At 66.7% G+C, this 24,416-nt stretch carries 22 protein-coding genes; 8 read left to right on the forward strand and 14 right to left on the reverse strand.

Annotation, left to right across the window (positions count from 1 at the left end):
- Window positions 1–436: 436 nt before the first annotated feature.
- Entirely contained in the window at window positions 437–1,615 is a 1,179-nt protein-coding gene (gene dksA, locus RT551_RS17625; RefSeq protein ID WP_313460957.1) for an RNA polymerase-binding protein DksA, read from the reverse strand.
- Between the two features lie 276 nt (window positions 1,616–1,891).
- Between dksA and yidD the strand changes: the two genes are divergently transcribed.
- From yidD to RT551_RS17640, 3 genes are read left to right on the forward strand one after another with little or no spacing between them, the layout of a single operon-like run.
- Window positions 1,892–2,146: a membrane protein insertion efficiency factor YidD gene (gene yidD, locus RT551_RS17630; protein ID WP_313460958.1), complete on the forward strand. Its 255-nt coding sequence runs from the start codon at window positions 1,892–1,894 to the stop codon at window positions 2,144–2,146.
- 1 nt (window position 2,147) lies between these two features.
- Entirely contained in the window at window positions 2,148–3,494 is a 1,347-nt protein-coding gene (locus tag RT551_RS17635) for a dihydroorotase (RefSeq protein ID WP_313460959.1), read from the forward strand.
- Window positions 3,494–4,339: a peptidoglycan DD-metalloendopeptidase family protein gene (locus RT551_RS17640; RefSeq protein WP_313460960.1), complete on the forward strand. Its 846-nt coding sequence runs from the start codon at window positions 3,494–3,496 to the stop codon at window positions 4,337–4,339. Before RT551_RS17635 ends, RT551_RS17640 begins: the two co-directional genes overlap by 1 nt.
- Window positions 4,340–4,521: 182 nt before the next feature.
- Here RT551_RS17640 and RT551_RS17645 read toward each other — a convergent pair whose 3' ends face one another.
- The 5 genes from RT551_RS17645 to efp all read right to left on the reverse strand — a co-directional run bounded on the left by RT551_RS17645 (window position 4,522) and on the right by efp (window position 8,762).
- Window positions 4,522–5,229: a squalene/phytoene synthase family protein gene (locus RT551_RS17645; protein ID WP_313460961.1), complete on the reverse strand. Its 708-nt coding sequence runs from the start codon at window positions 5,227–5,229 to the stop codon at window positions 4,522–4,524.
- Window positions 5,226–5,930 carry a phosphoglycolate phosphatase gene (locus RT551_RS17650; RefSeq protein WP_313460978.1) on the reverse strand — a complete coding sequence of 235 codons (705 nt, stop codon included), beginning with the start codon at window positions 5,928–5,930 and terminating at the stop codon, window positions 5,226–5,228. The genes RT551_RS17645 and RT551_RS17650 overlap by 4 nt, the downstream gene beginning before the upstream one ends.
- 1 nt (window position 5,931) lies before the next feature.
- On the reverse strand, window positions 5,932–6,663 hold the full coding sequence (gene ubiG / locus RT551_RS17655; protein ID WP_282298564.1) for a bifunctional 2-polyprenyl-6-hydroxyphenol methylase/3-demethylubiquinol 3-O-methyltransferase UbiG: 732 nt from the start codon (window positions 6,661–6,663) through the stop codon (window positions 5,932–5,934).
- 31 nt (window positions 6,664–6,694) lie between these two features.
- Window positions 6,695–8,038 carry a TRZ/ATZ family hydrolase gene (locus RT551_RS17660; protein WP_313460962.1) on the reverse strand — a complete coding sequence of 448 codons (1,344 nt, stop codon included), beginning with the start codon at window positions 8,036–8,038 and terminating at the stop codon, window positions 6,695–6,697.
- Window positions 8,039–8,195: 157 nt separating this feature from the next.
- Window positions 8,196–8,762: an elongation factor P gene (gene efp, locus RT551_RS17665; RefSeq protein ID WP_282298220.1), complete on the reverse strand. Its 567-nt coding sequence runs from the start codon at window positions 8,760–8,762 to the stop codon at window positions 8,196–8,198.
- A 126-nt stretch (window positions 8,763–8,888) separates the two neighbouring features.
- Between efp and epmB the strand changes: the two genes are divergently transcribed.
- Entirely contained in the window at window positions 8,889–9,893 is a 1,005-nt protein-coding gene (gene epmB / locus RT551_RS17670; RefSeq protein WP_313460964.1) for an EF-P beta-lysylation protein EpmB, read from the forward strand.
- Window positions 9,894–9,954: 61 nt separating this feature from the next.
- Here epmB and RT551_RS17675 read toward each other — a convergent pair whose 3' ends face one another.
- The 3 genes from RT551_RS17675 to RT551_RS17685 form a co-directional block, all read right to left on the reverse strand.
- The gene (locus tag RT551_RS17675) at window positions 9,955–12,081 is read right to left on the reverse strand and encodes an EAL domain-containing protein (RefSeq protein WP_313460965.1); all 2,127 of its coding nucleotides are present in this window, start codon (window positions 12,079–12,081) and stop codon (window positions 9,955–9,957) included.
- Entirely contained in the window at window positions 12,078–13,016 is a 939-nt protein-coding gene (locus tag RT551_RS17680; RefSeq protein WP_313460980.1) for a phosphate/phosphite/phosphonate ABC transporter substrate-binding protein, read from the reverse strand. Before RT551_RS17680 ends, RT551_RS17675 begins: the two co-directional genes overlap by 4 nt.
- A gap of 73 nt (window positions 13,017–13,089) precedes the next feature.
- Window positions 13,090–13,857 (reverse strand): RNA methyltransferase, encoded by a 768-nt coding sequence (locus RT551_RS17685; protein WP_313460967.1) that lies wholly within the window; start codon window positions 13,855–13,857, stop codon window positions 13,090–13,092.
- A gap of 118 nt (window positions 13,858–13,975) precedes the next feature.
- Between RT551_RS17685 and RT551_RS17690 the strand changes: the two genes are divergently transcribed.
- Window positions 13,976–14,803 (forward strand): inositol monophosphatase family protein, encoded by an 828-nt coding sequence (locus RT551_RS17690; protein ID WP_282298225.1) that lies wholly within the window; start codon window positions 13,976–13,978, stop codon window positions 14,801–14,803.
- Window positions 14,804–15,515: 712 nt separating this feature from the next.
- Here RT551_RS17690 and htpX read toward each other — a convergent pair.
- On the reverse strand, window positions 15,516–16,400 hold the full coding sequence (gene htpX / locus RT551_RS17695; RefSeq protein ID WP_313460969.1) for a protease HtpX: 885 nt from the start codon (window positions 16,398–16,400) through the stop codon (window positions 15,516–15,518).
- Between the two features lie 93 nt (window positions 16,401–16,493).
- Here htpX and gluQRS point away from each other — a divergent pair, with 93 nt between their 5' ends.
- The 3 genes from gluQRS to phaR all read left to right on the forward strand — a co-directional run bounded on the left by gluQRS (window position 16,494) and on the right by phaR (window position 18,942).
- Window positions 16,494–17,375 (forward strand): tRNA glutamyl-Q(34) synthetase GluQRS, encoded by an 882-nt coding sequence (gene gluQRS / locus RT551_RS17700; RefSeq protein WP_313460971.1) that lies wholly within the window; start codon window positions 16,494–16,496, stop codon window positions 17,373–17,375.
- Window positions 17,376–17,455: 80 nt separating this feature from the next.
- A complete protein-coding gene (locus tag RT551_RS17705) occupies window positions 17,456–18,196 on the forward strand; it encodes a beta-ketoacyl-ACP reductase (protein ID WP_311191911.1) in 741 nt (246 codons plus the stop codon).
- A 221-nt stretch (window positions 18,197–18,417) separates the two neighbouring features.
- A complete protein-coding gene (gene phaR / locus RT551_RS17710; RefSeq protein ID WP_313460973.1) occupies window positions 18,418–18,942 on the forward strand; it encodes a polyhydroxyalkanoate synthesis repressor PhaR in 525 nt (174 codons plus the stop codon).
- Window positions 18,943–19,012: 70 nt separating this feature from the next.
- On the opposite strand, the gene RT551_RS17715 is transcribed toward phaR, so the two are convergent.
- The 4 genes from RT551_RS17715 to RT551_RS17730 all read right to left on the reverse strand — a co-directional run.
- A complete protein-coding gene (locus tag RT551_RS17715; protein ID WP_313460974.1) occupies window positions 19,013–19,951 on the reverse strand; it encodes a TraB/GumN family protein in 939 nt (312 codons plus the stop codon).
- On the reverse strand, window positions 19,951–20,865 hold the full coding sequence (locus RT551_RS17720) for a DUF1684 domain-containing protein (RefSeq protein ID WP_313460982.1): 915 nt from the start codon (window positions 20,863–20,865) through the stop codon (window positions 19,951–19,953). The genes RT551_RS17715 and RT551_RS17720 overlap by 1 nt, the downstream gene beginning before the upstream one ends.
- Window positions 20,866–20,923: 58 nt before the next feature.
- The gene (gene mutL, locus RT551_RS17725; protein WP_313460976.1) at window positions 20,924–22,792 is read right to left on the reverse strand and encodes a DNA mismatch repair endonuclease MutL; all 1,869 of its coding nucleotides are present in this window, start codon (window positions 22,790–22,792) and stop codon (window positions 20,924–20,926) included.
- A gap of 642 nt (window positions 22,793–23,434) precedes the next feature.
- On the reverse strand, window positions 23,435–24,416 hold a 982-nt coding region (locus tag RT551_RS17730), incomplete at its 5' end, for an N-acetylmuramoyl-L-alanine amidase (RefSeq protein WP_313460977.1).

The following is a 24,416-nucleotide window of genomic DNA, read 5'->3' on the forward strand; positions in this document are numbered from 1 at the left end:
CGCCGCATCCATGCGGCTCATGCCCCCTCCAGCCCACCCCGAGCCGCCACGACAGCATGTCGGTGGCCATGGGAAATGCCACGTCAACGGCGGTGTCGATCCGGGGTCATGCGTTACCGATTGTTGGGAGCTTCACGGCGATCGTCTTTCGACCGATCCCACCGGGGCATTTCCGATCCCACCGGGACTACGTGCTCTTGATCTTCAATGGCCACCGGCCATCTGTCTGGGGCGTGCCGGGGTGGGTTTGCGAGACCGTCAAAAACATGGATGTTTTTGACGAGCCCCCATGGATGGGTTCACGGCGTGTCCCGCAAACCCACCCCGGCACGCCCAAACACGGAAACCGATGGCCCCCGGCTGTTCGCCCAAATCCCACAGCAACAAAAAACCCGGCCGGAGCCGGGTTTTTCGCGCAATCAAAAACAGCGAGCGATCAATCGCCCTGCTGCTTCTGCATGTGCTCCCAACGCTCCTGGGCGTCGATGGTGCGCTCGGCGGTAAGACGCGCTTCGAGGCGGTCCAGGCCGATCTCTTCACCGGTGTCGACGCAGTAGCCGTAGTCGCCGGCTTCCAGGCGCTTCAGGGTGCTTTCGATCTTGCCGATCAGCTTGCGGTAGCGGTCGCGGGTACGCAGTTCGAGCGAATTTTCCGTTTCGCGGGTGGCGCGTTCGGCTTCGTCGCCGATGTCGCGGACTTCTTCCTTGAGGTTCTCGATGGTCTGCTTGGACTCTTCGACCAGCTCAGCACGCCACTGCTGCAGGCGCTGACGGAAATATTCCGTCTGCAGCGGGCTCATGTATTCCTCTTCTGCGCTCGGCTTGTAGCCGGCGGGCAGGATCGGACGGCCGGTGGCATCGTCGGTCTTGTACTCCACCACCTTGACCTTGGTACGCGGAGCCGGGGCGGACGAGCGCGCGGCGACGGCCACGGCGACCTTGCCGACAGGGCGCTGCACGGCAGGCTTGGCGGTGGGCTCGGACTTGGCGGGGGTTTTTGCAGGCGATTTCGAAACGGGCACGGGATTCTTGTTTTGCGGGGCCTTCGGAGCGGGGGCAGCCGCTGCCGCCTTCGGCGCAGCGGCCGGGGCAGGAGCAGGCTTGGCCGCGGCCTTGGCCGGGACAGACTTGGCCGGAGCCGGCGGAGCCGACTTCGGTGCGGACTTCACTACGGGTGCTGCGGCCGGCTTGGCGGCCGGCTTGGATGCCACGGGCTTGCTGGCAGCCTTGGCCGGTGCCGGCTTGGCAGCGGCCTGCTTCACCGGCGCGGGCTTGGCCGCCGGCTTTGCGGGTGCTTTGACGGCTTTGGCCGGAGCGGCGACCTTCTTTGCAGGTGCCTTGGCGACCGGCTTGGGCGCAGCCTTCTTCGCCACCACCGGCTTCTTCACCGGTGCCTTGGCTACAGGCTTGGCCGGAGCCGCCTTTTTCGCGGGCTTGGCCGGAGCGGCAACCTTCTTCGCCGGTGCCTTCGGAGCCGGCTTGGCAGCCGCCTTCTTTGCCACGACCGGTTTGGTCGCCGGCTTCTTGGCAACGGACTTGGCCGCCTTCTTTACTACAGGCTTGGCGGTTTTCTTGGCGGCCTGGACGGCCTTCTTTGCAGTTTTTTTAGCAGCCACGAAACGCTCTTCCTTGGTTTCCCCCGGGGCCCGGGAAAGCGGGCCTTTATAGCCTACCCGACCCGCAGCAGCAACCACGTGACGGACTCCGTTCATGCGCGGAGCCGTCTGCGGTGACATCGGGCCCCGGATGGGGTGGACCGACGTGCGCAGTTCGGTACCTGACCCGGTGCCTTCGACACCGGGGCGGCCTGCCCGCGCACCAGGCACGGACCGGACCAACAGCCCATCCTGCGACAAATGCGGCCTTCATGCCAACTGCTCTAAGATGGGCAGGTGATCTCACGCCTGCTCATCGCCCTGCTCCGCTTCTACAAGCGCCTCATCAGCCCGCTGCTGGGACCGCGCTGTCGCTTCATGCCCAGCTGTTCTGAATACGCCATGCAGGCCATTGCCATGCACGGCCCCGCGCGCGGTAGCTGGCTTGCCGCCAAGCGCCTGGGGCGTTGCCACCCCTTCCATCCCGGCGGTATCGACGAGGTGCCGCCGCGCACCGATCGCGCCGCCTGTCGCTGCCCAGGAAACCACTGAAATGTCCTCCACGCTCATCGTCAACGCCCGTCTGGTCAATGAAGGCACCATCACCGAAGGTGACCTGCGCATCGAGAACGGCCGCATCGCGCAGATCGGCACCGGCCTGGAAGCGCGCCCCGGCGAAACCGTGGTCGATGCGGCCGGACGCTGGCTGCTGCCCGGCATGATTGACGACCAGGTGCATTTCCGCGAACCGGGCCTGACCCACAAGGGAGACATCGCCACCGAATCGGCCGCGGCCGTGGCCGGCGGGCTGACCAGCTTCATGGACATGCCCAACACCAATCCGCCGACCCTGAACGCGGCTGCGCTGCAGGCCAAGTACGATGCCGCCGCCGGCCGTGCGCGCGCCAACTACGGCTTCTACATGGGGGCCAGCAACGACAATCTGGCCGACATCCAGATTCTGGACCCGAAGACCGCGCCGGGCATCAAGGTGTTCATGGGCGCGTCCACCGGCAACATGCTGGTCGACAACCCGGAAACCCTGGACGCGATCTTCCGCGACGCGCCGACGCCGATCATCACGCACTGCGAAGACACGCCGATGATCGATGCAAAGGCCAAGGAGTACGCCGAGAAGTACGGCGACGCCCTCAGCGCCGAGCAGCATCCGGACATCCGCTCGCGCGAGGCCTGCCTCAAATCGTCGCAGCTGGCGGTGTCGCTGGCGAAAAAGCACGGCACCCGCCTGCACGTGCTGCACATTTCCACCGCCGATGAACTGGCGCTGTTCGAGAAGGGTCCGCTGATCCGTGCCGATGGCAGCCGCAAGCAGATCACCGCCGAAACCTGCATCCACTTCCTGCGCTTTGACCGCACCGATTACGCCCGCCTGGGCAACCTGATCAAGTGCAACCCGGCAATCAAGGAAGTCAGTGACCGCGAAGCACTCACGCAGGCCGTGGCCGACAATGTCATCGACGTGCTGGCTACCGACCACGCCCCGCACACCTGGGAAGAAAAGCAGAAGCCGTATGCGCAGGCACCGTCGGGCCTGCCGCTGGTGCAGTACGCGCTGGTGGCGGCACTGGAGCTGGTGCACGAAGGCAAGCTGAGCATCGAGCAGGTGGTGCAGAAGTTCGCCCACGCACCCGCGCAGCTGTTCGATGTCAGCCAGCGCGGCTACCTGCGCGAAGGCTACTTCGCCGATCTGGTGCTGGTGGAAGACGTGCCGTTCACGGTGAAGCGCGAGGACATCCTGTCCAAGTGCGGCTGGTCGCCGTTCGAAGGCATGACCTTCCGTTCGCGCATCGCGTCGACCTGGGTCAACGGCGAGCTGGCCTGGGACGGCACCGCCCTGGTGGGCGCGCCGAACGGCCAGCGCCTGAGCTACGACCGCTGATGCGGGCATGGATGATGGGCCTGGGCCTGCTGGCCCTGGCCCCGGTGGCCGCGACGGTACTACTGCCCGCCCCTGCCCTCGCCCAGGCCGATACCCGCATTGTGTTTCCGGCCAGCGCCTCGCAGGGCGCGATGGTGATTGGCAAGGTGCCGCCCGGCAGCACGGTGACGTACGCAGGCCGCACGCTGCGGGTGAGCGGGTATGGCAGCGTGGTGTTTGGCGTTGGCCGCGACGAGAAGGGTCCGCTGCAGGTGCAGGTGCAGCGGCCGGACGGCAGCCCGGAAACCGCACGCATCGCGGTGACCCCGCGCGACTGGCCGGTGGAACGGGTCAACGGCGTGCCGCCGAAAACCGTGAATCCGCCGCCGGCGATTGCCGAACGGATCAAGCGCGAGCAGGCGCAGGTGACCGCAGCGCGGGCGCGCGATGACAACCGTGCCGACTTCGCGCAGGCGTTCATCTGGCCGGTGCAGGGCCGTATCAGTGGGCGTTTCGGCAATGCGCGCGTGTACAACGGGCAACCGGGCTCAGGCCATTCGGGCATGGATATCGCGGTGCCGACCGGTACGCCGGTGAAGGCTCCGGCAGCGGGCGTGGTGACGTTTGCCGGGCCGGATCTGTATCTGACCGGGGGCACGTTGTTGCTGGATCACGGGTTCGGGATCAGCTCGAACTTCCTGCACCTGTCGCGGATTGACGTGAAGGTGGGCGACCGGGTGGAACAGGGTCAGGTGATTGCCGCCGTCGGGGCGACCGGGCGGGCGACCGGGCCGCATCTGCATTGGGGCATGAACTGGTTTGATACGCGGATTGATCCGCTGTTGGTGCTGGAGCGCAAGCCATAACGCCACGCATGGCGGGTCTACGTGCGCAGGATCATGGCGTTGACACGCATGGCGTGTCACTACGATCCATGGTCGCCCGGATTTGGTGGTCGCCCGGATTTGGTGGCCGCGCGGTTTGGGGTCGCGCGGGTTTGGTTCATCGGGCGACCTGTAGGGACGCGCCATGCGCGTCCAACGGGATCTCACCCGCGCCCGGCCCACCAGGTGCGCAACAAGGTCCGCAGCGGCGTCACCTGCGGCGCACGCCCTTCGGCAAACGCCTGCAACCGCGTGCGCGCCAGTGACGCATACATGCGCCGCGGACGGGGTCCGGCCACACGCGCCGGCCACGGCTGCAGCAGCTGCGCGGCATAGCGCTGCGGCGCATTGCCATCGTCCTGCGCCAGCAGCGAACGCGGCACGGCGGCCACACCCGCTTCCTGCAGGCGCTGGCTCAAGGTCTGCAGCAGCACCGGCGTAGACACATCACCTCGCGCCGGGGTATCGAACATCACTGCTTCCACCGCCGCCACTGCCGCCGCATAGGCCATCAGCGCCTTCCGCGCATGCGCGGCATCCACCGGCACCGCGCGCGCTTCCACCAGGTCCGGCAGGGTCTGCGCCAGCTCCGCCCAGGGCGCACGCACCGGCTCCAGCAGCCGCCCCAGCGGGTGGCGCGAACGCTGCCCGGCCCAGCTGCGCAGCTCCTCACCCCACCACGCCAGCTTGGCGTCAGCGGGCAGCGGATCGCCGGCGGTATTGAGGATGTCGTCGAATTCCTGCAACAGCGAGAACCACGCCACCACCAGATTGCGCTGGTGTTCGGGAACGAACGGCTCGGCCACCGACCATTCCGGCCAGCGGGTGCGCCATTTGTCGAGGAAGCTGTCGAGGGCGCTGGAGGTGGTCATGGCGATGATCCTGTAAATCCGGTCGTACCCGGCCAAGCGCAGGGATTGTGCAGCTGCGACGGGGTTTCCACCATCACCTCCGCGCCCCACGCCAGCGGGTTGTCGTCATCCAGACGATAGCCCCACAGCGCCGCCACGGAAGGCATGCCGGCCGCCTGCGCAGCCAGGATGTCGCGCTCGTCGTCGCCGACGTAGACGCAGGTATCAGGTTCAATGCCCATGCGCCGCGCGGCCTCCAGCAGCGGCAGCGGGTGCGGCTTGCGCTCGCTCAGGGTGTCGCCACCGATCAGCACCTGGCAGCGCTGCTGCCAGCCCAGCTGTGGCACGATCAGCTGCGCCAGATACTCGGGCTTGTTGGTGACAATGCCCCACGCCGTGCCAGCGGCATCCAGCGCATCAAGCATGCCCGCCACACCGTCGAACAGCACCGCGTGCTGACCAATCAACGCTTCGTAGCGCTGCAGGAATTCCGGAATCAGCGCATCGCGCGCGGCCGCATCCAGCTCGGGAAAGGCCACCGACACCATCGCCCGCGAGCCCTTCGACACCACCGGGCGCAGCACCTCCAACGTGATCGGCGCACGCTCACGCGCGGCCAGCATCGCGTTGGCAGTGGCCAGCATGTCCGGCGCACTGTCGAGCAGCGTGCCATCCAGATCGAACAGCACCGCCTTCGGGAAACCCGTCTTTGCAGCCAACACTTCAGCCACCGACGCTGTCTTCCGGCTTGACCGCATGGGCCAGGTAATTGATGTCGGTACGCGAACTCAGGCGCGCGCGATTGCGCCACGGCTCATAGGCCATGCCACTGACATCGCGCAGGTTGAAATCGGCCTCGCGCAGCCACTTGCCGAGCTCGGCCGGCTTGATGAATTCCTGGTAGTGGTGCGTGCCCTTGGGCAGCAGCCGCGCCACATACTCGGCACCGACAATGGCGACCGCGAAGGCAGCCGGGGTGCGGTTGATGGTGGACAGGAACAGCTGGCCGCCGGGCTTCAGCAGACGGTGGCAGGCGGCGATGATCGCGCCCGGGTCCGGCACGTGTTCCAGCATTTCCATGCAGGTGACCACGTCGAAACTGCCCGGCTGTTCCGCGGCCAGATCTTCCGCGGCCTGCACGCGGTAGTCGACCTTCACCCCGGACTCCAGCCCATGCAGGCGGGCGACCTTGACCAGCTCGGGGGCGAGGTCGATGGCGGTCACGTCCGCACCGGCCTGGGCCAGCGCTTCGCTGAGCAGACCGCCGCCGCAGCCGATATCCAGCACGCGTGCGCCGCGCAGCGGGGCGCGGTCAGCAACGTACTTCAGGCGCACCGGGTTCAGCGCGTGCAGCGGCTTCTGCGGGCCGTCGGCGTCCCACCAGCGGTTGGCCAGCGCGGCGAACTTGTCCAGTTCGGCCTGATCGAAATTGGTGGAAGCGTGGGGGCTGTTCATGGGGTTACCTTCTTGAACCGGTGCGACGCAATCACGCACGGATGTGTCGAATACGCTCGCGCCACTGGCGCGCATTGGCGACGATGGCGGCGGTGTCCATGCCGACCAGCTCACGCTGCACCAGCTTGGGCTGACCGGCAATCCAGACATCGCTGACCTGGTGACGGCCAGCGGCATACACCAGCTGCGACAGCACATGATGCAGCGGCTGGGTTTCCAGCGCGGACAGGTCCACGCAGACCAGGTCGGCCTGCTTGCCGACCTCGATGGAACCGATGCGGTCACCGAAGCCCAGCGCGCGGGCGCCGCCAAGGGTGGCAGCACGCAGCGTGGTGGCCGCATCCAGTGCGGTGGCGTCGTTGGCCACCGCCTTGGCGAGGATGGCCGCAGTGCGGTTCTCGCTGAACATGTCCAGGTCGTTGTTGCTGGCGCAGCCATCAGTGCCGATCGCCAGGTTGACCCCGGCACGCTGCAGCGCGCAGGCCGGGCAGAAGCCCGAGGCCAGCTTCAGGTTCGATTCCGGGCAGTGCACCACGCTGACGCCGCGCTCGGCGCACAGGTGGATTTCCGCTTCGGTCAGCTGGGTCATGTGCACCGCGATCAGGCGGTCGTTGACCAAGCCCAGACGGTCCAGGCGCGCCAGCGGGCGCTGCCCGTGCAGCTTGATCGAGTCGCTGACTTCCTGCGCGGTTTCATGGGTGTGCAGGTGCACCTGCATGTCCAGCTGGTCGGACAGCATGCGCACGCGTTCAAAGTTCGCGTCGCTGACGGTGTACGGCGCATGCGGTGCGAACGAGGTACCGATCAGCGGATCGCCGCGCCACTGGTCGTGCAGCTCACCGGCCTTGGCGAAGTACTCGTCATCGGTCTTGGCCCAGGCGGTGGGGAAATCGATGACCACCGCACCCACCAGCGCACGGAAGCCGTGCTGCTTGTACACAGCGGCCTGCACGTCGGCGAAAAAGTAGTTTTCGTTGGCGCAGGTGGTGCCCCCGCGCAGCATTTCGGCAATCGCCAGGGTGGTGCCGTCGGCGACGAACTCCGGCCCGATCACCGCCGCTTCCACCGGCCAGATGTGCTGCTGCAGCCACACCATCAGCGGCAGGTCGTCGGCGACGCCGCGCAGCAGGGTCATCGGGTTGTGGGTATGGGCGTTGACCAGGCCCGGCATCAGCGCGGCATCCGGGCGCGACACGGTCTGCTTCGGGGCGAAACGGGCGCGGGCTTCGGCGCGCGGCAGGATCGCCACGATCTCGCTGCCACGGACGGCCACGGCATGGTCTTCCAGCACCACCGCATGCGGCTCGATCGGGACCACGTACCCGGCTTCGATCAGCAGGTCACAGGCTTCGGGGATGCGGGAGGTGTCGGTCATGCGGTCTCGCTCTGGTGTGGCCGGTGGCCCGACGGCGCGGGCGACCGCGGTGGTTCGGTGATGCGGGGGGTGCCGGCCAGCGGCCGGCACTACCGGTTCGGTCGGGTTGTGCAGCCAGGCAGGGCCTGGCTCTACAGTGATTCGACCGAAGGTCGAATCACTTCACGCGTGCGGAGTATTCGCCCGAACGGGTGTCGACCTTGATGATTTCATCCTGGTTGACGAACAGCGGCACGCGCACCACGGCACCGGTTTCCAGGGTGGCCGGCTTGCCGCCGCCGCCGGAGGTGTCACCACGGACGCCCGGGTCGGTTTCGGTGATCTTCAGTTCGACGAAGTTCGGCGGCTGCACGAAGATCGGGGCACCGTTGAACAGGGTCACGATGCAGGCTTCTTCGCCCTTCAGCCACTTTTCCGCGCCGCCCATGCCGGCCTTGTCGGCCTGGACCTGCTCGAACGATTCCGGGTCCATGAAGTGCCAGTACTCGCCGTCGCTGTACATGAAGTTCATGTCGGTATCGACAACGTCGGCCACTTCCAGGTCGTCGGTGGCCTTCATGGTCAGTTCGACCACGCGGCCGGAACGGATGAAGCGGTACTTGACGCGGGTGAAGGCCTGGCCCTTGCCCGGCTTGACGTATTCGGTGTCCGTGATGACGGCTGGTTCATTGTTGACCAGGATCTTCATCCCGTTCTTGACGTCGTTCATGCCGACAGTGGCCATGCGGTAACTCCTGAATGGGCAAACGCCGCGCGGGCGCGGCGAGCCGGATAGAATGGAAAGCCCCACCGGTACCGGCGGGAAGTCACGTTGTTCTGCCCCCTATGATAACCGCAAGGCCCGCCTTTCATGCAGCTCTCCGCCACGCCCCTGCCCTCTCCCGTCCGCTGGCAGCAGCTGTGGCGTGACGCGGTCCGCGACCCGCGGGTGCTGCTGGCGCAGCTGGGGCTGGATGCGGCCGGGCTGCCTGTCTCGGACGAGGCGCTGGCCCAGTTCGCCCTGCGAGTGCCGCAGGGCTTCATCGCCCGCATGCGCCACGGCGAGCCCGCCGACCCGCTGCTGCGCCAGGTCCTGCCGATCACCGACGAACTTCAGCTGGCCCCCGGGTTCACCCTGGATGCGGTCGGCGACGGGCTGGCCCGCAAGGCCACCGGGGTGATCCAGAAGTACCACGGCCGGGCCCTGCTGGTGACCACCGGCAGCTGCGCGATCAACTGCCGTTACTGCTTCCGCCGCCATTTCGACTACGGCACCGAAAACGCCGCCCGCGAGGGCTGGCGTGAGGCGGTGGATGCGATCGCGCAGGACCCCGGCATCGACGAGGTGATCCTGTCCGGCGGCGACCCGCTGTCGCTGGCCACCCACAAGCTGGTCGAGCTGACCGATGCGCTGAAGCAGATTCCGCACCTGCGCCGCCTTCGCATCCACAGCCGCCTGCCGGTGGTGCTGCCGGAGCGGGTGGATGCGGATCTGGTGCAGTGGATTGCCAGCCTTCCCTGGCCGGTGGCGTTCGTGATCCACGCCAACCATGCCAACGAATTCGATGCCAGCGTGGATGCGGCCATGGCCCGCCTGCGCGATGCCGGCTGCACCCTGCTCAACCAGGCGGTGCTGCTGCGCGGGGTGAACGACAGCCTGCAGGCCCTGCAGGACCTGAGCGAGCGCAGCTTCGCCGGCGGCGTGCTGCCGTATTACCTGTACCAGGTGGACCGGGTGCAGGGCGTGGCCCATTTCGAAGTGGACGACGCCACCGCCAAGTCCCTGCACGCCCAGCTCACCGCGCGTTTGTCGGGTTATCTGGTGCCGAAGCTGGTCCGCGAGATTTCCGGGGATTCAAGCAAACGCCCTGTATAGGGCGTTTGCGGGTAGTGACGGCCGCTGGCCGTCAACCAGGCAAATCCAAAATCAACCGGCGTCACCGCCCCGATTCAATCATGTGCACCACATCCGTCGCGCTGACCGGGTGGCTCAACCAATAACCCTGGGCGAGGTCGCAGCCGCGTTGGGCCAGCAGGTCGAACTGGACCTCCTGCTCGATGCCTTCGGCGACCACGGTGATGCCCAGGGCATGCGCCATGGCAATGATCGCAGTGGTCAGGGCCAGATCGTCCGGGTCGCGCTGCATGTCGGCGACGAAGCTCTTGTCGATCTTCACGCCATCCACCGGCACCTGGCGCAGGTGACTCAGCCCGGAGAAGCCGGTACCGAAGTCGTCCAGCCACACCTTCACACCGGTGCGGTGCAGCTTGTCGAGCAGGGCCGCAGCCAGCATTTCATCGCCGATCACCGCGGTTTCGGTCAGCTCCAGGTGCAGGCGCGAGGCCGGCAGGCCGGTTTCGCGTAGGCAGTCGGCGACCAGGGTGGGCAGTTCGCCGCCCCGCAGCTGGCGCGGTGACACGTTGACCGACACGAACAGGCCCTCGCCATCGCTGGTCAGCGGCCACTGGATGGCCTCCATGCACGCCGCGCGCAGCACCTTCGGGCCGATCACCTCGATCAGGCCGCTTTGTTCGGCCACTTCAATGAAGACCGACGGCGGAATGGTACCCAGCGTCGGGTGCTGCCAGCGCAACAGTACCTCCACGCCGCACAGGCGGCGGTCGCGGGTGCGGAAGATGGGCTGATAGACCAGCCGCAGCTCGCCGCGCTCCCAGGCACCGCGCAGCTCCTGCTCCATGTGCACACGGCGCTCGACGGCGTGGTCCATGGCCCGGCTGTAGTAGCGGTAACAGTTCTTGCCGGCCATCTTGGCCTGGTACATGGCAATGTCGCCGTTCTTCAGCAGCGTGGTCGCGTCGGCGGCGTCGTCCGGGAACAGGGTGACGCCGATCGAGGTGCCCAGGAACAGCTCCCGGCCCTGCACCACCAGCGGCTTGCCGAGCTCACGAACCAGCACTTCGGCCAGTTGGCGGGCACCGGCGGCCACATCCCCGTCGCCGATCAGAATCACGAACTCATCGCCGCCGAAACGTGCCAGCAGGGCTTCATCACCACCGGCCTGCCCTACCGCCGCGCTGATGCGCTGGGCGAACTGCAACAGCGCTTCGTCGCCGGCCTCGTGGCCGAGGGTGTCGTTGACCCGCTTGAAGTCGTCCATGTCGGCAAACAGCAAGGCCAGCCGATGGTTGGACGCACGCGCGGCCATCAGGCGGTGGTCCAGCGCCTCGCGGAACGCGAGGCGGTTGGTCAGCCCGGTCAGCGCGTCGGTATACGCCATGTGCCGCACTTCGCGGTCGTGCCGGGCAATGGCCTCGCTCATCCGCGCGAACGCGCGCACCAGCTCGCCCACTTCGCCGGAACTGTTGCTCTGGCCCAGCTGCGGGCGGTAATCACCGGCCTCGATCTGTCGCGCGGCCGCGGCCAGCCCACGGATCGGGGCGACCAGGGTGCGCTGCACATAGATGATGACCACCACGCCGATGACCAGCAGCAGCCCCAGCATCAGCAGCAGCCAACCCAGGTGGCGCTTGCCGACCTGCTGCAGGCGGTCACCCAGGGTCCGGTTGGCGGTTTGCTCCATGGCCTGCACGTCGTCCAGTGCCATGCCGACCCGCACCCCGCCAATGCGCTGATTGCCGATCATGATCGGCATCGCGTTGTCGAGCACCTTCGGCGACTGCTGCACCACCAGGGTGCGCGCGGCGACCGCGCCGGCCGCCAGCGGGTCCTGCATGGGCCGGCCGAAGTCGGCCACGTCGGTCGAGCCGTCGTGGATCAGCTTGCCGTCCTCGTCGAACACCAGCACATAGCGCACCACCTGCTGCCGCGAGGTATTGCGCACCAGCGCACCCACCTGCTGCAGGTCGTTGTAATACAGCGGATTGGCCAGCGCATCGGACAGTTCCCGTGCCAGGGCTTCGCCCCGGCTGCGCACGCTGCGGTCGAACAGGTCATGGATGACCGTACCGCTCAGGTGCTTGACCTCGTCCTGCATCGACGCCTGGCGCCCCAGCACCACGGCCACGATCGCCACCACCACCACCATCGCCCCGCCCATTGCCAATACAAAGCGGGACTGCATTCCGGAACCCAACGGCCTCATTCCACTTCCATCCGCACGCGTGTAAGACCCTGTTTCAATTCATCCAACCGGTGTTGCGTCTGCGCATCCACCCGATGGAACCCGGACGTACCAAAAAACTTTTCCAGCGCCCCCTGCGCCTGCGGGTCGGACGCCGCCTGCAGCAACACCTCCTGCAGGCGCTCGCGCACCTTCGGCTCCAGCCCGGCGCGCACCACCTCCACCGCCCGCGGGTAGGCATCGGTACGGTACAGCACGCGGAAGTCGCGTTTGAAGCTGGCCGGCACCCGCTGCGGGTCGGCCCAGTCCACGCTGCTGACCGCGCCGGCATCGACCAGGCCTTTGTGCACGAAGGTGGCAATGTTGGCCTCCGACCGCGCAAACACATAACCCACGGTATCCGGTGCGGCCGCGTCGCGCGCGGACAACAGGATCTCCGGGGTCAGGCCGTGCTGCAGCAGGGTCATCACCGGCACCAGATAGGCACTGGTGGAGGCCACGTTCTGCAACGCCAGCGAGTGCCCCTTCAGGTCGGCCAGCACCCGCACCGGGCTGTCGCGGCGCACGAAAAACACGGTGTGGTAATCACGCACGCCGCTGCGCTCGGTCAGCAGCAGCGGCTGCGCCCCGCTGCGCAGCCCCAGGGCCACGGCGGTGCCGGTGGTTTCGGTGACCCAATCCACGCGCCCGCGGCGCAGGTAGCTGGCCATCTGCTGGGCATCGGGAGCCATCAGGATGCGGCCTTCGGTGATGCCGACGTCGCGCATGCGCGGCACCACGTAGTCGAGCAGCGGCTGCAGTTGCGCATGGTGTGCTTTGGGATTGTCGCTGATCCGGCCCAGTACCAGAACGTGGCCGCCATCGGCCGTGTCAGGCCCGGCCTGCGCGGTACCGGTCATCGCAACGATGCCCAGACACAGCAGTCCCCCCTGCAGCAGCCTCCGCAGCACCGGCAATCCCATCTGCTCCCCCCAAAGGAATCGAGACAGCCTACCTGAAAAAGTGTGACGTGCGTCAGGCCACGGCGGCTTATTTCTGCGCCAACCGTGCCATCCGCTGGGCATCCGCCAGAATGCCGCGCAACAACCTTACTTCCTGTTCGCTCAATTCGGTGCGAAGGAACAGACGGCGCAGCTTGCGCATCGCCGACTCCGGCGCACGGCCCTTGTGGAAATCAATGTCGTCCAGGGTCTGGCCGAGCTGACCGAACAGGCCCTCGAGCTGGGCGTGGCTGGCCGCCTGCTCGCGCGGCTCGTCATCGGCAGCGGCGGCCGCCGGGGCGGCCTCCAGATGGGCCATGCGCAGTTCATAGGCCAGCACCTGCACGGCGGCGGCGAGATTCAGCGAGCTGAACTCCGGATTGGACGGAATGTGCACGGCCAGGTGGCACAGTTGCAGCTCCTCATTGGTCAGCCCGGTGCGCTCGCGGCCGAACACGAAGGCGACCTCGCCCGGGTCGGCGGCATCGCCGGCCTTGGCCAGGGCGCGCTGGGCAGCCACGGCAGGTAGCAGCTCCTCCAGCTGCACGCGGCGGGCACGCGCGGTGCAGCCCAGCACCAGCCGGCAGTCGGCGACCGCCTCGGCCAGGGTGGCGACCACCGGGGCATCACCGAGCACGTCCTCGGCCCCGGCGGAGCGGCGGAAGGCTTCTTCATCCAGGGGCTTTTCCGGGGCCACCAGCACCAGCCGGCCCAGGCCCATGGTCTTCATGGCACGGGCGGCAGCGCCCATGTTGCCGGGGTGCTGGGTGCCGACGAGGACAAAGCGGATGCGGGTTGGAGCGGTTTGCAGGGACATGAACAGGCCAAACGCGAGAAGAACTGCGACAAATGGTAAACTGTGTCACCGGCCTGTGCGCCGGCACCGCTCTTTTCCCCCGCCAATCCCCCCTCTGCCTTTCCGGGAGCTTTTCGCCATGCAGAAACCCGCCGTCACCGTCATGGTCAAGGCCGCCCGCCTCGCCGGCAACGTTTTGTTGCGCAACATCAACAAGCTGGAAGCACTGAACGTGGTGCAGAAGGGCCGCATGGATTATGCGAGTGAGGTGGATGCGGACGCGGAAAAGGTCATCGTCAAGGAACTCAAGCGCGCCTACCCGGAATACGGGATCATGGGCGAGGAAGGCGGCGTGCAGGCGGTGAACCGCTACATGTGGGTGATCGACCCGCTGGACGGCACCAGCAACTACCTGCGTGGCTTCCCGCACTACTGCGTGTCGATCGCGCTGACCGAAAACGGCGAACCGACCGACGCGGTGATCTTCGACCCGCTGCGCAATGAGCTGTTCACCGCCAGCCGTGGCGCAGGCGCGGTGCTGAACGACCGCCGCATCCGCGTGGCAGACCGCAAGGACCTGTCGGGCGCAATGATCCACACCGGCTTCGCCCCGCGCGAACGCAACCGTGCCAGCTCGCAGCTGAAGGCGCTGGACGCCCTGCTGGTGCAGGCCGAAGACGTGCGCCGCACCGGCTCGGCCGCGCTGGACCTGGCCTACGTGGCCTGCGGCCGCGCCGACGCCTACTTCGAAGCCGGCGTGAAGGCGTGGGACATCGCCGCCGGCGTGCTGCTGGTCCGCGAAGCCGGCGGTCGCGTCTGCGACTTCAAGGGTGCCACCCCGGCCCGCATGGACAGCCGCGGCCCGGAAACCCAGCAGATCGTTGCCGGCAACGTGAAGAACAGCGAAATCCTGCAGAAGGTCCTGGTCAACACCGGCTACGCCGCCGAGTTCGACGCGAAGTTCTGAGTTTTCTGACGACATCTCGCTAGAAGCACAACGGCACCTTCGGGTGCCGTTGTTGTTTTTGGGATTCCGCAAAGCCGCCGCGCTCTCTCTGATTGCACGATGTACGTAGAGCCGGGCTTGCCCGGCTGCTGTTGGATTCGTGCGAACAACCCTCGGCTGTCGATTTACGTGTCTGGGTCCGGCGGGTGGGGGGTACGGGACACGCCTTAAATCTCCCGTTAGGCTCGGGCGGCACATCCATGTGCCTTCACGGTCCCGTACCCCCCACCCGCCGAACCCTCGATACATTGTCGGTGGCCATGGGAAATTCCAAATCAACGGCGATGTCGATCTGGGGTCATGCGTTACCGGATGTTTGGGATTTCACGGCGATCGTCTGTCGACCGATCCCACCGGGGCTACGTGCCTTTGATCTTCGCTGGCCACCGACGCACTGTCGATGGCGGGTCGGGGTGGGCTGGAGGGGGCGTGAGCCGCATGGATGCGGCGATCGAGCTTACATGGACGTACTTGCAGCGTCCCCCGGAACGCCCGCCCCGACCCGCCAAACCAAGGATCCTGTGAGCACCGGCTTTTCGCCTGAATCCAACAGCAGCCGGGCAAGCCCGGCTCTACGTAGGTCATGCAATCCGATAAACCGGAGGCTGCAACCCCAGAAACCAGAACGCCCGGCACGATGGCCGGGCGTTCAAGTACTGCTTCAACCCATCGATTACATGGCGGTGTTGTTGTTGGCAGCACGCAGGGCAGCGATGCGGTCTTCCAGCGGCGGGTGGCTGAGGAAGAACTTGCGCAGACCCTGGCCGATGCCGCCGGCGATGCCGAAGGCGGCGACCTGGGTCGGCAGGGTGCTCTGGCCGTGGTTGAGCTTCAGGCGTTCCAGCGCCGCGATCATTTTCTGGCGACCGGCCAGGTGCGCACCGCCGGCGTCGGCGCGGAACTCGCGGCGACGCGAGAACCACATCGCGATCATGGTCGCGAACAGGCCGAACACCATTTCCAGCGCGAACACGATGATGAAGTAGGCAAAGCCACGGCCGCCGCCTTCGCGGTTGCCCGACAGCGCGCTGTCGATGATGCCGCCCACCACGCGGGCCAACACGATCACGAAGGTGTTCAGCACGCCCTGCAGTAATGCCATCGTGATCATGTCACCGTTGGCCACGTGGGCGATCTCGTGGCCCAGCACCGCTTCGGCCTCGTCTTCGCTCATGTTCTGCAGCAGGCCGGTGGACACCGCCACCAGCGCGTTGTTGCGGTTCGCACCGGTGGCGAAGGCGTTGATTTCCGGGCCGTCATAGACCGCCACCTCCGGCATGCCAATACCGGCTTCGCGCGCCTGGCGCTCCACCGTGGTCAGCAGCCAGCGCTCGGTCGCGTTGCGCGGCTCGGTGATCACCACCGCGCCCGTGGAGCGCTTGGCCATCCACTTGGACATCAGCAACGAAATGATCGAACCCCCAAAGCCGAAGATGGCTGCCATTACCAGCAGACCGCTCATCTGGCTGGAGTTCACGCCCAGCAGCGACATCACCACGCTGGCCAGGGCCAGAACCGCGAGGTTGGTCATCAGGAAGAGAGCAATACGACTGAACATGGGAAAAAGCGCTCGATTGACGGGATTTGAATCCAAATCTGCGGTGACTGCCGCTTGAATTCAAGTGGAATCCTGACCGACGATTCATAGTTCATGTTCAATTCTGCCTACCGCGGGCGCTTCGCCCCCTCGCCCACCGGCCCCCTGCACCCCGGCTCCCTGCTGGCCGCGCTGGGCAGCTGGCTGCTCGCCCGGCATGCCGGCGGTGCATGGGGCATCCGGATCGAGGACGTCGATCCCCCACGCACCGTGCCCGGTGCTATCGCAGGCCAGCTCGCCACACTGCAGGCGTTCGGGCTGAACAGCGACTTCCCCGTCGTACACCAGAGCCAACGTGATGCGCTGTATCAGGCGGCCATTGACCGCCTGCTCGCCCAGGACCTGGCCTTTGCCTGCCACTGCAGCCGCAGCGACCTGGCCGGCCAGCATGGCATCCATCACCGCTGCGTGGCCCAGGCCGAGCGCCCCACCCCGGCCATCCGCCTGCGGGTGCCGCCCGGCAGCGTGGTCACGTTCGAGGACGGGCTGCGCGGGTCCATCCAGCAGGACGTGCATGCCGAGGTCGGCGACTTCGTGCTGCGCCGGGCCGATGGCTGCTGGGCCTACCAGCTGGCCGTGGTGGTGGACGACCATGCCCAGGGCATCACCGACGTGGTGCGCGGGGCCGACCTGCTCGATTCCACCCCGCGCCAGATCCTGCTGCAGCAGGCACTGGGTCTGCCCACGCCGCGTTACCTGCACCTGCCGCTGCTGCTGGATGCGCAGGGGCACAAGCTGTCCAAGTCCGGGGCCGCCGCCCCGGTCGACCCCGCCGCACCGCTACCGGCGCTGCAACAGACCTGGGCCTGGCTGGGTCAGGAGCCGGCTGCGCTGGCGGGCAGCGCAGCCGTGCCCGAGTGGCTGGAACGTGCGGTGACGCACTTCGATCCCGCCCGGTTGCCACCGCACGACATCGTGATTACGCCGTTGGGCTGAACGACCGCCCCTTTTGTGCGCCGATGTTGCAGAATCGATCTCCCCCCCTTGTTGGCTGTGGCCATTCGGAGTAGCTGCTCATGACATCGCGCGTTGCCTTGGTTACCGGTGGTACCGGCGGGATCGGGTCTGCCATCTGCCAACGCCTGTGCGAACAGGGGCATCGGGTAGCGACCAACTACCGCGACGAGGCCAAGGCCCTTGCCTGGCAGGAGCGCATGCGTGCGCGCGGGTGCGAGGTGGCGATCTTCCCCGGCGACGTCTCCGACCCGGCCTCCGCCGAACAGATGGTGCAGGCCGTGGAAGCCGCGCTGGGCCCGGTGGAGATCCTGGTCAACAACGCCGGCATCACCCGTGACACCACCTTCCACCGCATGCGCGCGGACCAGTGGCATGACGTGATCAACACCAACCTCAATTCGGTGTTCAACGTCACCCGCCCGGTGATCGAGGGCATGCGCCGTCGCGGCTGGGGCCGGGTGATCCAGATCAGCTCGATCAACGGTTTGAAGGGGCAGTACGGCCAGGCCAACTACGCCGCCGCCAAGGCCGGCATGCACGGCTTCACCATCTCGCTGGCGCGCGAGAACGCCGGGTTTGGCATCACGGTGAACACCATTTCGCCCGGGTACGTCGCCACCGACATGGTGATGGCGGTGCCGGAGGAAGTACGCGCCAAGATCATTGCCGACATTCCGACCGGGCGGTTGGGCAAGCCGGAGGAGATCGCGTACGCGGTCAATTTCCTGGTGGCCGAGGAAGCCGCGTGGATCACCGGGTCGAATCTGGACATCAACGGCGGCCACCATATGGGGTGGTAACGGTTTCAGCGCCCGCCATCCCGTAGAGCCACGCCCTGCGTGGCTTCGCGGTGCCAAACGTGGTCGAAGCCACGCAGGGCGTGGCTCTACGGTTGCGATGACCTCACAATGCTGCACCTTTTGTTGCGCAGCATGAACAAGCGTCGGATGTGACCTAAGGAGGTTGCAACCGGTGCTGCGCTGCGCAATCATGCGCCCCTACGTTGACGAGTGCTTGCTTCATGGCTGCGAACCGCATCATCAAGAAGTATCCGAACCGTCGTCTCTACGACACTGAGATTTCCAGCTACATCACCATCGAGGACGTGCGCCAGCTGATCCTGGACGGCGAGGACTTTGAAGTCCGCGACGCCAAGAGCGGCGACGACCTGACCCGTTCCGTGCTGCTGCAGATCATTGCCGACCAGGAACAGGACGGCGAACCGATGCTGTCCACCCAGCTGCTCAGCCAGTTGATCCGCTTCTACGGCGATTCGCTGCAGGGCTTCATGGGCAACTACCTGGAGCGCAGCATGCAGGTCTTCCTGGACCAGCAGCAGCAGTTCCGCCAGCAGATGGGCAACCTGCTGGGCCAGACCCCGTGGGCAATGATGAACCAGCTCACCGAGCGCAACCTGGAACTGTGGAAAGACTTCCAGCGCAACATGGGCGCAGGCTTCGGTGCGCGACCGAATCCGCCGGGCACCAGCACGGGTACCGGTACCGGCAAACCGGAAGCACCGGTCGGAACCAAGACCCGCCGCTGATCCGCGCAGGCGGACGCACAAAAAAAGGCGCAGCTCATGCTGCGCCTTTTTTGTGTTCCAACGGTACCGTTCAGCGTTTGGGCTTGGCGCACCCGGTGCACACCCGCTCCACCTTGAAGCCCTTGGCGCGCAGCTTTTCCACCACGCCGTCCTCGCCCAGCAGGTGCAGCGCGCCCACCACCACCAGGGTACCGCCCTGCCCGGCCTGCAGCTGCTGCTGCAGCTTGGGCACCCAGGCCTCGTTGCGGTCGGTATTGATGCGCTTGTACAGCTGCGGGTACTGGCCGCGCATGTCCACCGCCATTTCATTCCCCAGCATCTTTTCGTCGCCGCGCCGCCACGCGTCGTGCAGCGTGCGGCTCAGCGCGTCGGCCTGCTCGGCCTGGTCCAGCGCCTCGGCCACCATCTGCTGCTGTTCCTTGTCCGACATCTGCGCGAACACCGCAATCTGCGTGTCGATGCTCTCCAGACCACTGGTCGGCTTGCCGGCATCGGCCGCGCGCTTCATGAAGTAGCGGTCCAGCCCCAGTTCCGGGTCCAGGCCCATGCGCGCCAGCTGGCTCAGGGTGATCGTCAGACCGACGAACCACGGCTTCATGCCCTGCAGCTGGGCCAACGGCATGTTGTTGGCGGCCGCGTAGGCCTGCAGCTTGGTCCAGGTGGGCGCATCCAGATCACGGCGCAGTTCGCTGCCGTCGGTGCGCATCGCCGCCTGCATCATCTTGCCGACCAGGTCGGGTGACTGCATGTCGGCCGGCGACAGTTCGAACATCAGCCGATTGGATGCAGCAAACGCCTGGTCCACATCGGCCGCCAGCGGATAGTCATCCGCGCGCAGCATGTGGAACGAGCCCAGCAGGTAGACCCGGCTGTCGCCGGGTCCGGTCACCTTCCACAGCAGGGGCACCGGCGCGGTGGAGCCGACCTTGGCGGCGGGCGCGGCAACGGCCGACCCGGTCAGCAGGCAAGCGCCCAGCAGCAGCGAAGACAGTACACGCTTGAACAACATCAGGTTCCTCCTTGTGGGGGGTGATACACCTTCTCACCCGCTTCCACACGCAGGTCCAGGCGGTTTTCCGGCGGCGTCAGCGGGCAGGTCGCGAACGGGGTAAACGCGCACGGCGGGTTGTAGGCGTGGTTGAAATCAATCACCACCTGGCCGCTGGCGTCCGGTGCGGGCAGGTCGAGGTAGCGGCCGGCCGGATAGCTGCCGTGGCCACTGGTGCGGTCGCCGAAGATCACAAACAACTCGCCGCCGGGTTCACCCAGCGCTTCCAGCCGATAAGGCGTGCCGTCCTTCTCGAACTCCAGCGCGCCGGGATTGACCATCTCGGTGGTGAGGCCGGTGATGTCAACGATGGACAGGCGTTTGCCGGCGGGATGCGGGACGAAACGCGCGGTGACCTTCCACGCTGGACCGCCATCCCAGTAGGTCAGACCGGTGAAGCCGGTGCGGGTTGCTGCATCGGCATGCTTCACCCGCAGCGCGAAACGCTCGCCACGGTGGATCAGGCTGAGCTGGCCACGGCCGTCGTCGAAGGCGATCTTCGTGGGTGTGGCATCGCGGTCGCTGAAGAAGCGGATCCGGCCGGTCACCGGCTCCCCTTCCACGGTCATCGGCACACCGCGCTCGGGGGTAAAGGTCACGCTGTTGCCGTCACGCGCCACCATGCCCAGTTTGTCCGGTCCCACCGCCAGACGAATGCCGCTGCCGGGGCCGCTGCCGATGTAGTGCGCCTTGTGCTCCAGCCAGTGCAGGCCGACCAGGCTGGTCCAGCCGTCCGGCGCGTTCAATTCGGTGTAGCGCTGTTGGCGCCATTGCTGCTGTTCGGCCGCGAACACCGGGTCGACCGGTGCGACCACCGGTGCGATCTCCTTGTCGCCGCAGGCGGCCAGGCCCAGCACCAATGCGGCCACCGCCATGCTGCGCCGCCAATGACGCGTCCCCATCAGACTCTTCCCCTTCAAGTGGCTTTCCCCTTCAACGTCCACGCAGGAACCAGCGGTCGATCTCCGCCAGCGAAAAACGCGCCCAGGTCGGTCGGCCGTGATTGCACTGGCCGGACCGCTCGGTGATTTCCATGTCGCGCAGCAATGCATTCATTTCCGGCACGGTGAGGCGTCGGTTGGCACGCACCGCACCGTGGCAGGCCATGGTCGACAACAGCTCGTCGCGTGCACTGGCAATGCGCCGGCTCTGGCCATGTTCGCGCAGGTCGGTCAGCACATCGCGCAGCAGGCCTTCGGGCTCGGCGTTGGCCAGCAACGCAGGAATGCTGCGCACATGCAGCGAGCCCGGGCCGGAGCGGGTGATCTCAAACCCCAGCGCGGTCAGTGTTTCGGCTTCGCGCTCAGCGGTATCGGCATCGCGCTCGCCCACCGCCAGGGTGATCGGCACCAGCAGCGGCTGCGCGTGCAGGCCGATGCCGTCGTGCGCGGTTTTCAGCCGTTCGTAGCCAATGCGTTCGTGCGCGGCATGCATGTCCACGACGATCAGCCCTTCGGCGTTCTCGGCGAGGATGTAGATGCCATGCAGCTGCGCAATGGCGTAACCCAATGGCGGCACACCGCTCTCAGCGGAGGTGACCGGGAAGCCGTTTTCGCTGGGCATCGGCGGCAGCGCGGGGCTGTCATTGCCTTCGGGGCGTGCATACAGCGCGGCATAGGCAGACGGGGCATCGGCCACGCGCAAGCCCAACGGCGACTGCTGCGGTCGCCAGCCGCCCATGCCGCCACCAGCGCCCCCCCCTCCACCGCCACCCGCCAGCGCATAGCCGGTGCCGGCTGCGGCATTGGCGTACGCCCGTGCACCGGTTTCTGCATGCGTTTCGCCGGCGGCCGCAGTCGCGGTCATCCCGGCGCGGGTCTCGGCCAGGGCTTCTTTCAAGGTGCGGTAGACAAAATCATGGATCAGCCGCGAATCGCGGAAGCGCACTTCGTGTTTGGCCGGGTGCACATTGACGTCGACGCGGGTCGGGTCCAGCTCCAGGAACAGCACGTAAGCGGGCTGGCGACCGTGGAACAGCACGTCGCCATAGGCCATCTTCACTGCGTGGGCAACGCTGCGGTCGCGCACGGCGCGGCCATTGACGTAGAAATACTGCTGGTCGGTGCTGGCGCGCGAGTAGTGCGGCTGGGCAATCCAGCCGTGCAGGCGCAGTCCGGCACCGGTGTGGTCGACACGCAGCGCCTGGGCGGCGAAATCATCGCCCAGGGTTTCGCCGAGGCGGGCATCCGAATACAGGTCGCCCGGCTTGTAGCGGCGCGAGGGTTTGCCGTTGTGCGAGACGCGCAGTTCGACATCGGGGCGGGCCAGCGCCAGTGAGCGCAGCCACTCTTCGATGTGACCCAGCTCGGTGCGCTCGGCGCGCAGGAATTTGCGTCGTGCCGGCACGTTGTAGAACAGCTCGCGCACTTCGACGGTGGTGCCGGGCGCATGCGCACGCGGGGTGACCTGGCCCACCTTGCCGCCTTCGATCTGCAGGGCGGAGCCGTGTTCGTCATGGGCGCGGCGCGAAGCGAGGGTAAAGCGGCTGACCGAGGCAATGGACGGCAGCGCTTCGCCACGGAAGCCGAGCGTGGCAACGGCTTCCAGGTCGTCCAGGCTGGCGATTTTGCTGGTGGCATGCCGCGAAACTGCCAATGGCAGCTCCTCGGGTGCGATACCGCCGCCATCGTCGCGGATGCGGATCAGACGCACACCGCCTTCTTCCAGGTCGATATCAACACGGGTCGCCCCGGCATCCAGCGCGTTCTCCACCAGTTCCTTGACCACGGACGCAGGCCGCTCCACGACCTCGCCGGCGGCGATCTGGTTGATGAGGATTTCGGGTAACTGACGGATGCTCATGGTGTGATGATAGCGAAATGGGGCTTCGTAGAGCCGGGCTTGCCCGGCTGCTGTTGGTTTTTGGCGAACAGCCGGTGGTTCATCGGTTTCCGTGCTTGGGCGCACCGGGGTGGGTTTGCGGGACACGCCGTGAATACATCCCTGTAGGCTCGTCAAAAACATCCATGTTTTTGACGGTCCCGCAAACCCACCCCGGCACGCCCCAGACAGTGGGCCGGTGGCCAAGGAAGATCAAAAGCACGCAGCCCCCGGCGAAATAGAAAATGCCGCGGTGGGATCGGTCGAAAGACGATCGCCGTGAAATCCCCAACGTTCGGTAACGCATGACCCCGGATCAACGCTGCTGTTGATCTGGCATTTCCCATGGCTGCCGACTCACTCTCGATGGCGGGTCGGGGTGGGCTGGAGGGGGCGTGAGCCGCATGGATGCGGCGATCGAGCATCAAGAAGTTGCCGGCCAGCGGCCGGCACTACCCAGCGTCCCCCGGAACGCCCATCCCGAGCCGCCAAGCCAGACAATCGATGAGCACCGGCAGTTCGCACAGATCCAACAGCAGCCGGGCAACGCCCGGCGCACGTAGATCGTCGAATGCCGATAGCAGCAACACGTGCAGACAAACAAAAACCCGCCGAAGCGGGTTTTTACTTGCTGCCGCCGGCGACGGTGCTGGCGGCGTCGATCTCGGCCTGGGCGCGGGCGGCGTACAGGGTGCCCGGGGGCGGCTGGCGGCTGAAGAAGGTGTGCACGCCGTCCAGTACCGCACCGGCGATCTGGCGCTGGTAGGCCGGGTCCATCAGGCGGCGCTCTTCGTCCGGGTTGGAGATGAAGGCGGTTTCCACCAGCATCGCCGGCATGTCCGACGTGCGCAGCACGGCGAAGTTGGCGCGCTCGATGTTCGGCTTGTGATTCTTGCCGATGCGCTTGAGACCACCCAGCACATGGCCGGCCGCATCTTCCGAGGCCTTCATGTAACCGCTCTGGGCCAGATCCAGCAGCACGTTGGCCAAAGTGCCCTCGGTCTGCTGCAGGCGCACGCCACCGACCAGATCGGCCGCGTTTTCCTTGTCGGCCAGCCAGCGCGCACGCTGCGACGACGCACCCTTGGTCGACAGCACGTACACCGAGGAGCCCTTGGCCGCGCGGTTTTCCGCCGCGTCGGCGTGGATCGAAATGAAGATGTCGGCCTTCGCCGAACGCGCCTTCTGCGCGCGCATCGGCAGCGGAATGAACACGTCGCTGTCGCGGGTGAGGTAAGCCTTGAGGCCCGGCGTGGCATTGACCTGCCGCGCCAGCTCACGCGCCACTGCCAGGGTGATGTCTTTTTCGCGCTTGCCGGTCGGGCCAACCGCGCCCGGATCCTGGCCGCCATGGCCCGGGTCGATCGCCACCACCAGCGGGCGCATGCCCGCCTGCATCTTGATGCGCGAGGCGTCGCTGGGCATCACCGGACGCGGTGCCTGCACCGGGACCACCGGCGTGGGTGCCGGAGCCGGTGCCACTGCCGCGGTCGGCTGGCCGGCCAGAATGGCCGCCGGCGACATCGCATTGCTGGCCGCATTGGCAGTGCTGGCCGACGCCACCGTGCCGGTCGCTGTTGGTGCGGCAGGAGCCGGCACCGGAGCC

It is taken from the genome of Stenotrophomonas sp., from assembly GCF_032103445.1.
Taxonomy (GTDB): domain Bacteria; phylum Pseudomonadota; class Gammaproteobacteria; order Xanthomonadales; family Xanthomonadaceae; genus Stenotrophomonas.

What these genes read in the sequence shown, in the direction of transcription:
- RT551_RS17635 (WP_313460959.1), top strand. Translation starts at nt 2,148, where the DNA reads ATGTCCTCCACGCTCATCGTCAACGCCCGTCTGGTCAATGAAGGCACC.
- RT551_RS17640 (WP_313460960.1), top strand. Translation starts at nt 3,494, where the DNA reads ATGCGGGCATGGATGATGGGCCTGGGCCTGCTGGCCCTGGCCCCGGTG.
- RT551_RS17645 (WP_313460961.1), bottom strand. Translation starts at nt 5,229, where the DNA reads ATGACCACCTCCAGCGCCCTCGACAGCTTCCTCGACAAATGGCGCACC.
- ubiG (WP_282298564.1), bottom strand. Translation starts at nt 6,663, where the DNA reads ATGAACAGCCCCCACGCTTCCACCAATTTCGATCAGGCCGAACTGGAC.
- RT551_RS17660 (WP_313460962.1), bottom strand. Translation starts at nt 8,038, where the DNA reads ATGACCGACACCTCCCGCATCCCCGAAGCCTGTGACCTGCTGATCGAA.
- efp (WP_282298220.1), bottom strand. Translation starts at nt 8,762, where the DNA reads ATGGCCACTGTCGGCATGAACGACGTCAAGAACGGGATGAAGATCCTG.
- epmB (WP_313460964.1), top strand. Translation starts at nt 8,889, where the DNA reads ATGCAGCTCTCCGCCACGCCCCTGCCCTCTCCCGTCCGCTGGCAGCAG.
- RT551_RS17675 (WP_313460965.1), bottom strand. Translation starts at nt 12,081, where the DNA reads ATGAGGCCGTTGGGTTCCGGAATGCAGTCCCGCTTTGTATTGGCAATG.
- RT551_RS17685 (WP_313460967.1), bottom strand. Translation starts at nt 13,857, where the DNA reads ATGTCCCTGCAAACCGCTCCAACCCGCATCCGCTTTGTCCTCGTCGGC.
- RT551_RS17690 (WP_282298225.1), top strand. Translation starts at nt 13,976, where the DNA reads ATGCAGAAACCCGCCGTCACCGTCATGGTCAAGGCCGCCCGCCTCGCC.
- htpX (WP_313460969.1), bottom strand. Translation starts at nt 16,400, where the DNA reads ATGTTCAGTCGTATTGCTCTCTTCCTGATGACCAACCTCGCGGTTCTG.
- gluQRS (WP_313460971.1), top strand. Translation starts at nt 16,494, where the DNA reads ATGTTCAATTCTGCCTACCGCGGGCGCTTCGCCCCCTCGCCCACCGGC.
- RT551_RS17705 (WP_311191911.1), top strand. Translation starts at nt 17,456, where the DNA reads ATGACATCGCGCGTTGCCTTGGTTACCGGTGGTACCGGCGGGATCGGG.
- phaR (WP_313460973.1), top strand. Translation starts at nt 18,418, where the DNA reads ATGGCTGCGAACCGCATCATCAAGAAGTATCCGAACCGTCGTCTCTAC.
- RT551_RS17715 (WP_313460974.1), bottom strand. Translation starts at nt 19,951, where the DNA reads ATGTTGTTCAAGCGTGTACTGTCTTCGCTGCTGCTGGGCGCTTGCCTG.
- RT551_RS17720 (WP_313460982.1), bottom strand. Translation starts at nt 20,865, where the DNA reads ATGGCGGTGGCCGCATTGGTGCTGGGCCTGGCCGCCTGCGGCGACAAG.
- mutL (WP_313460976.1), bottom strand. Translation starts at nt 22,792, where the DNA reads ATGAGCATCCGTCAGTTACCCGAAATCCTCATCAACCAGATCGCCGCC.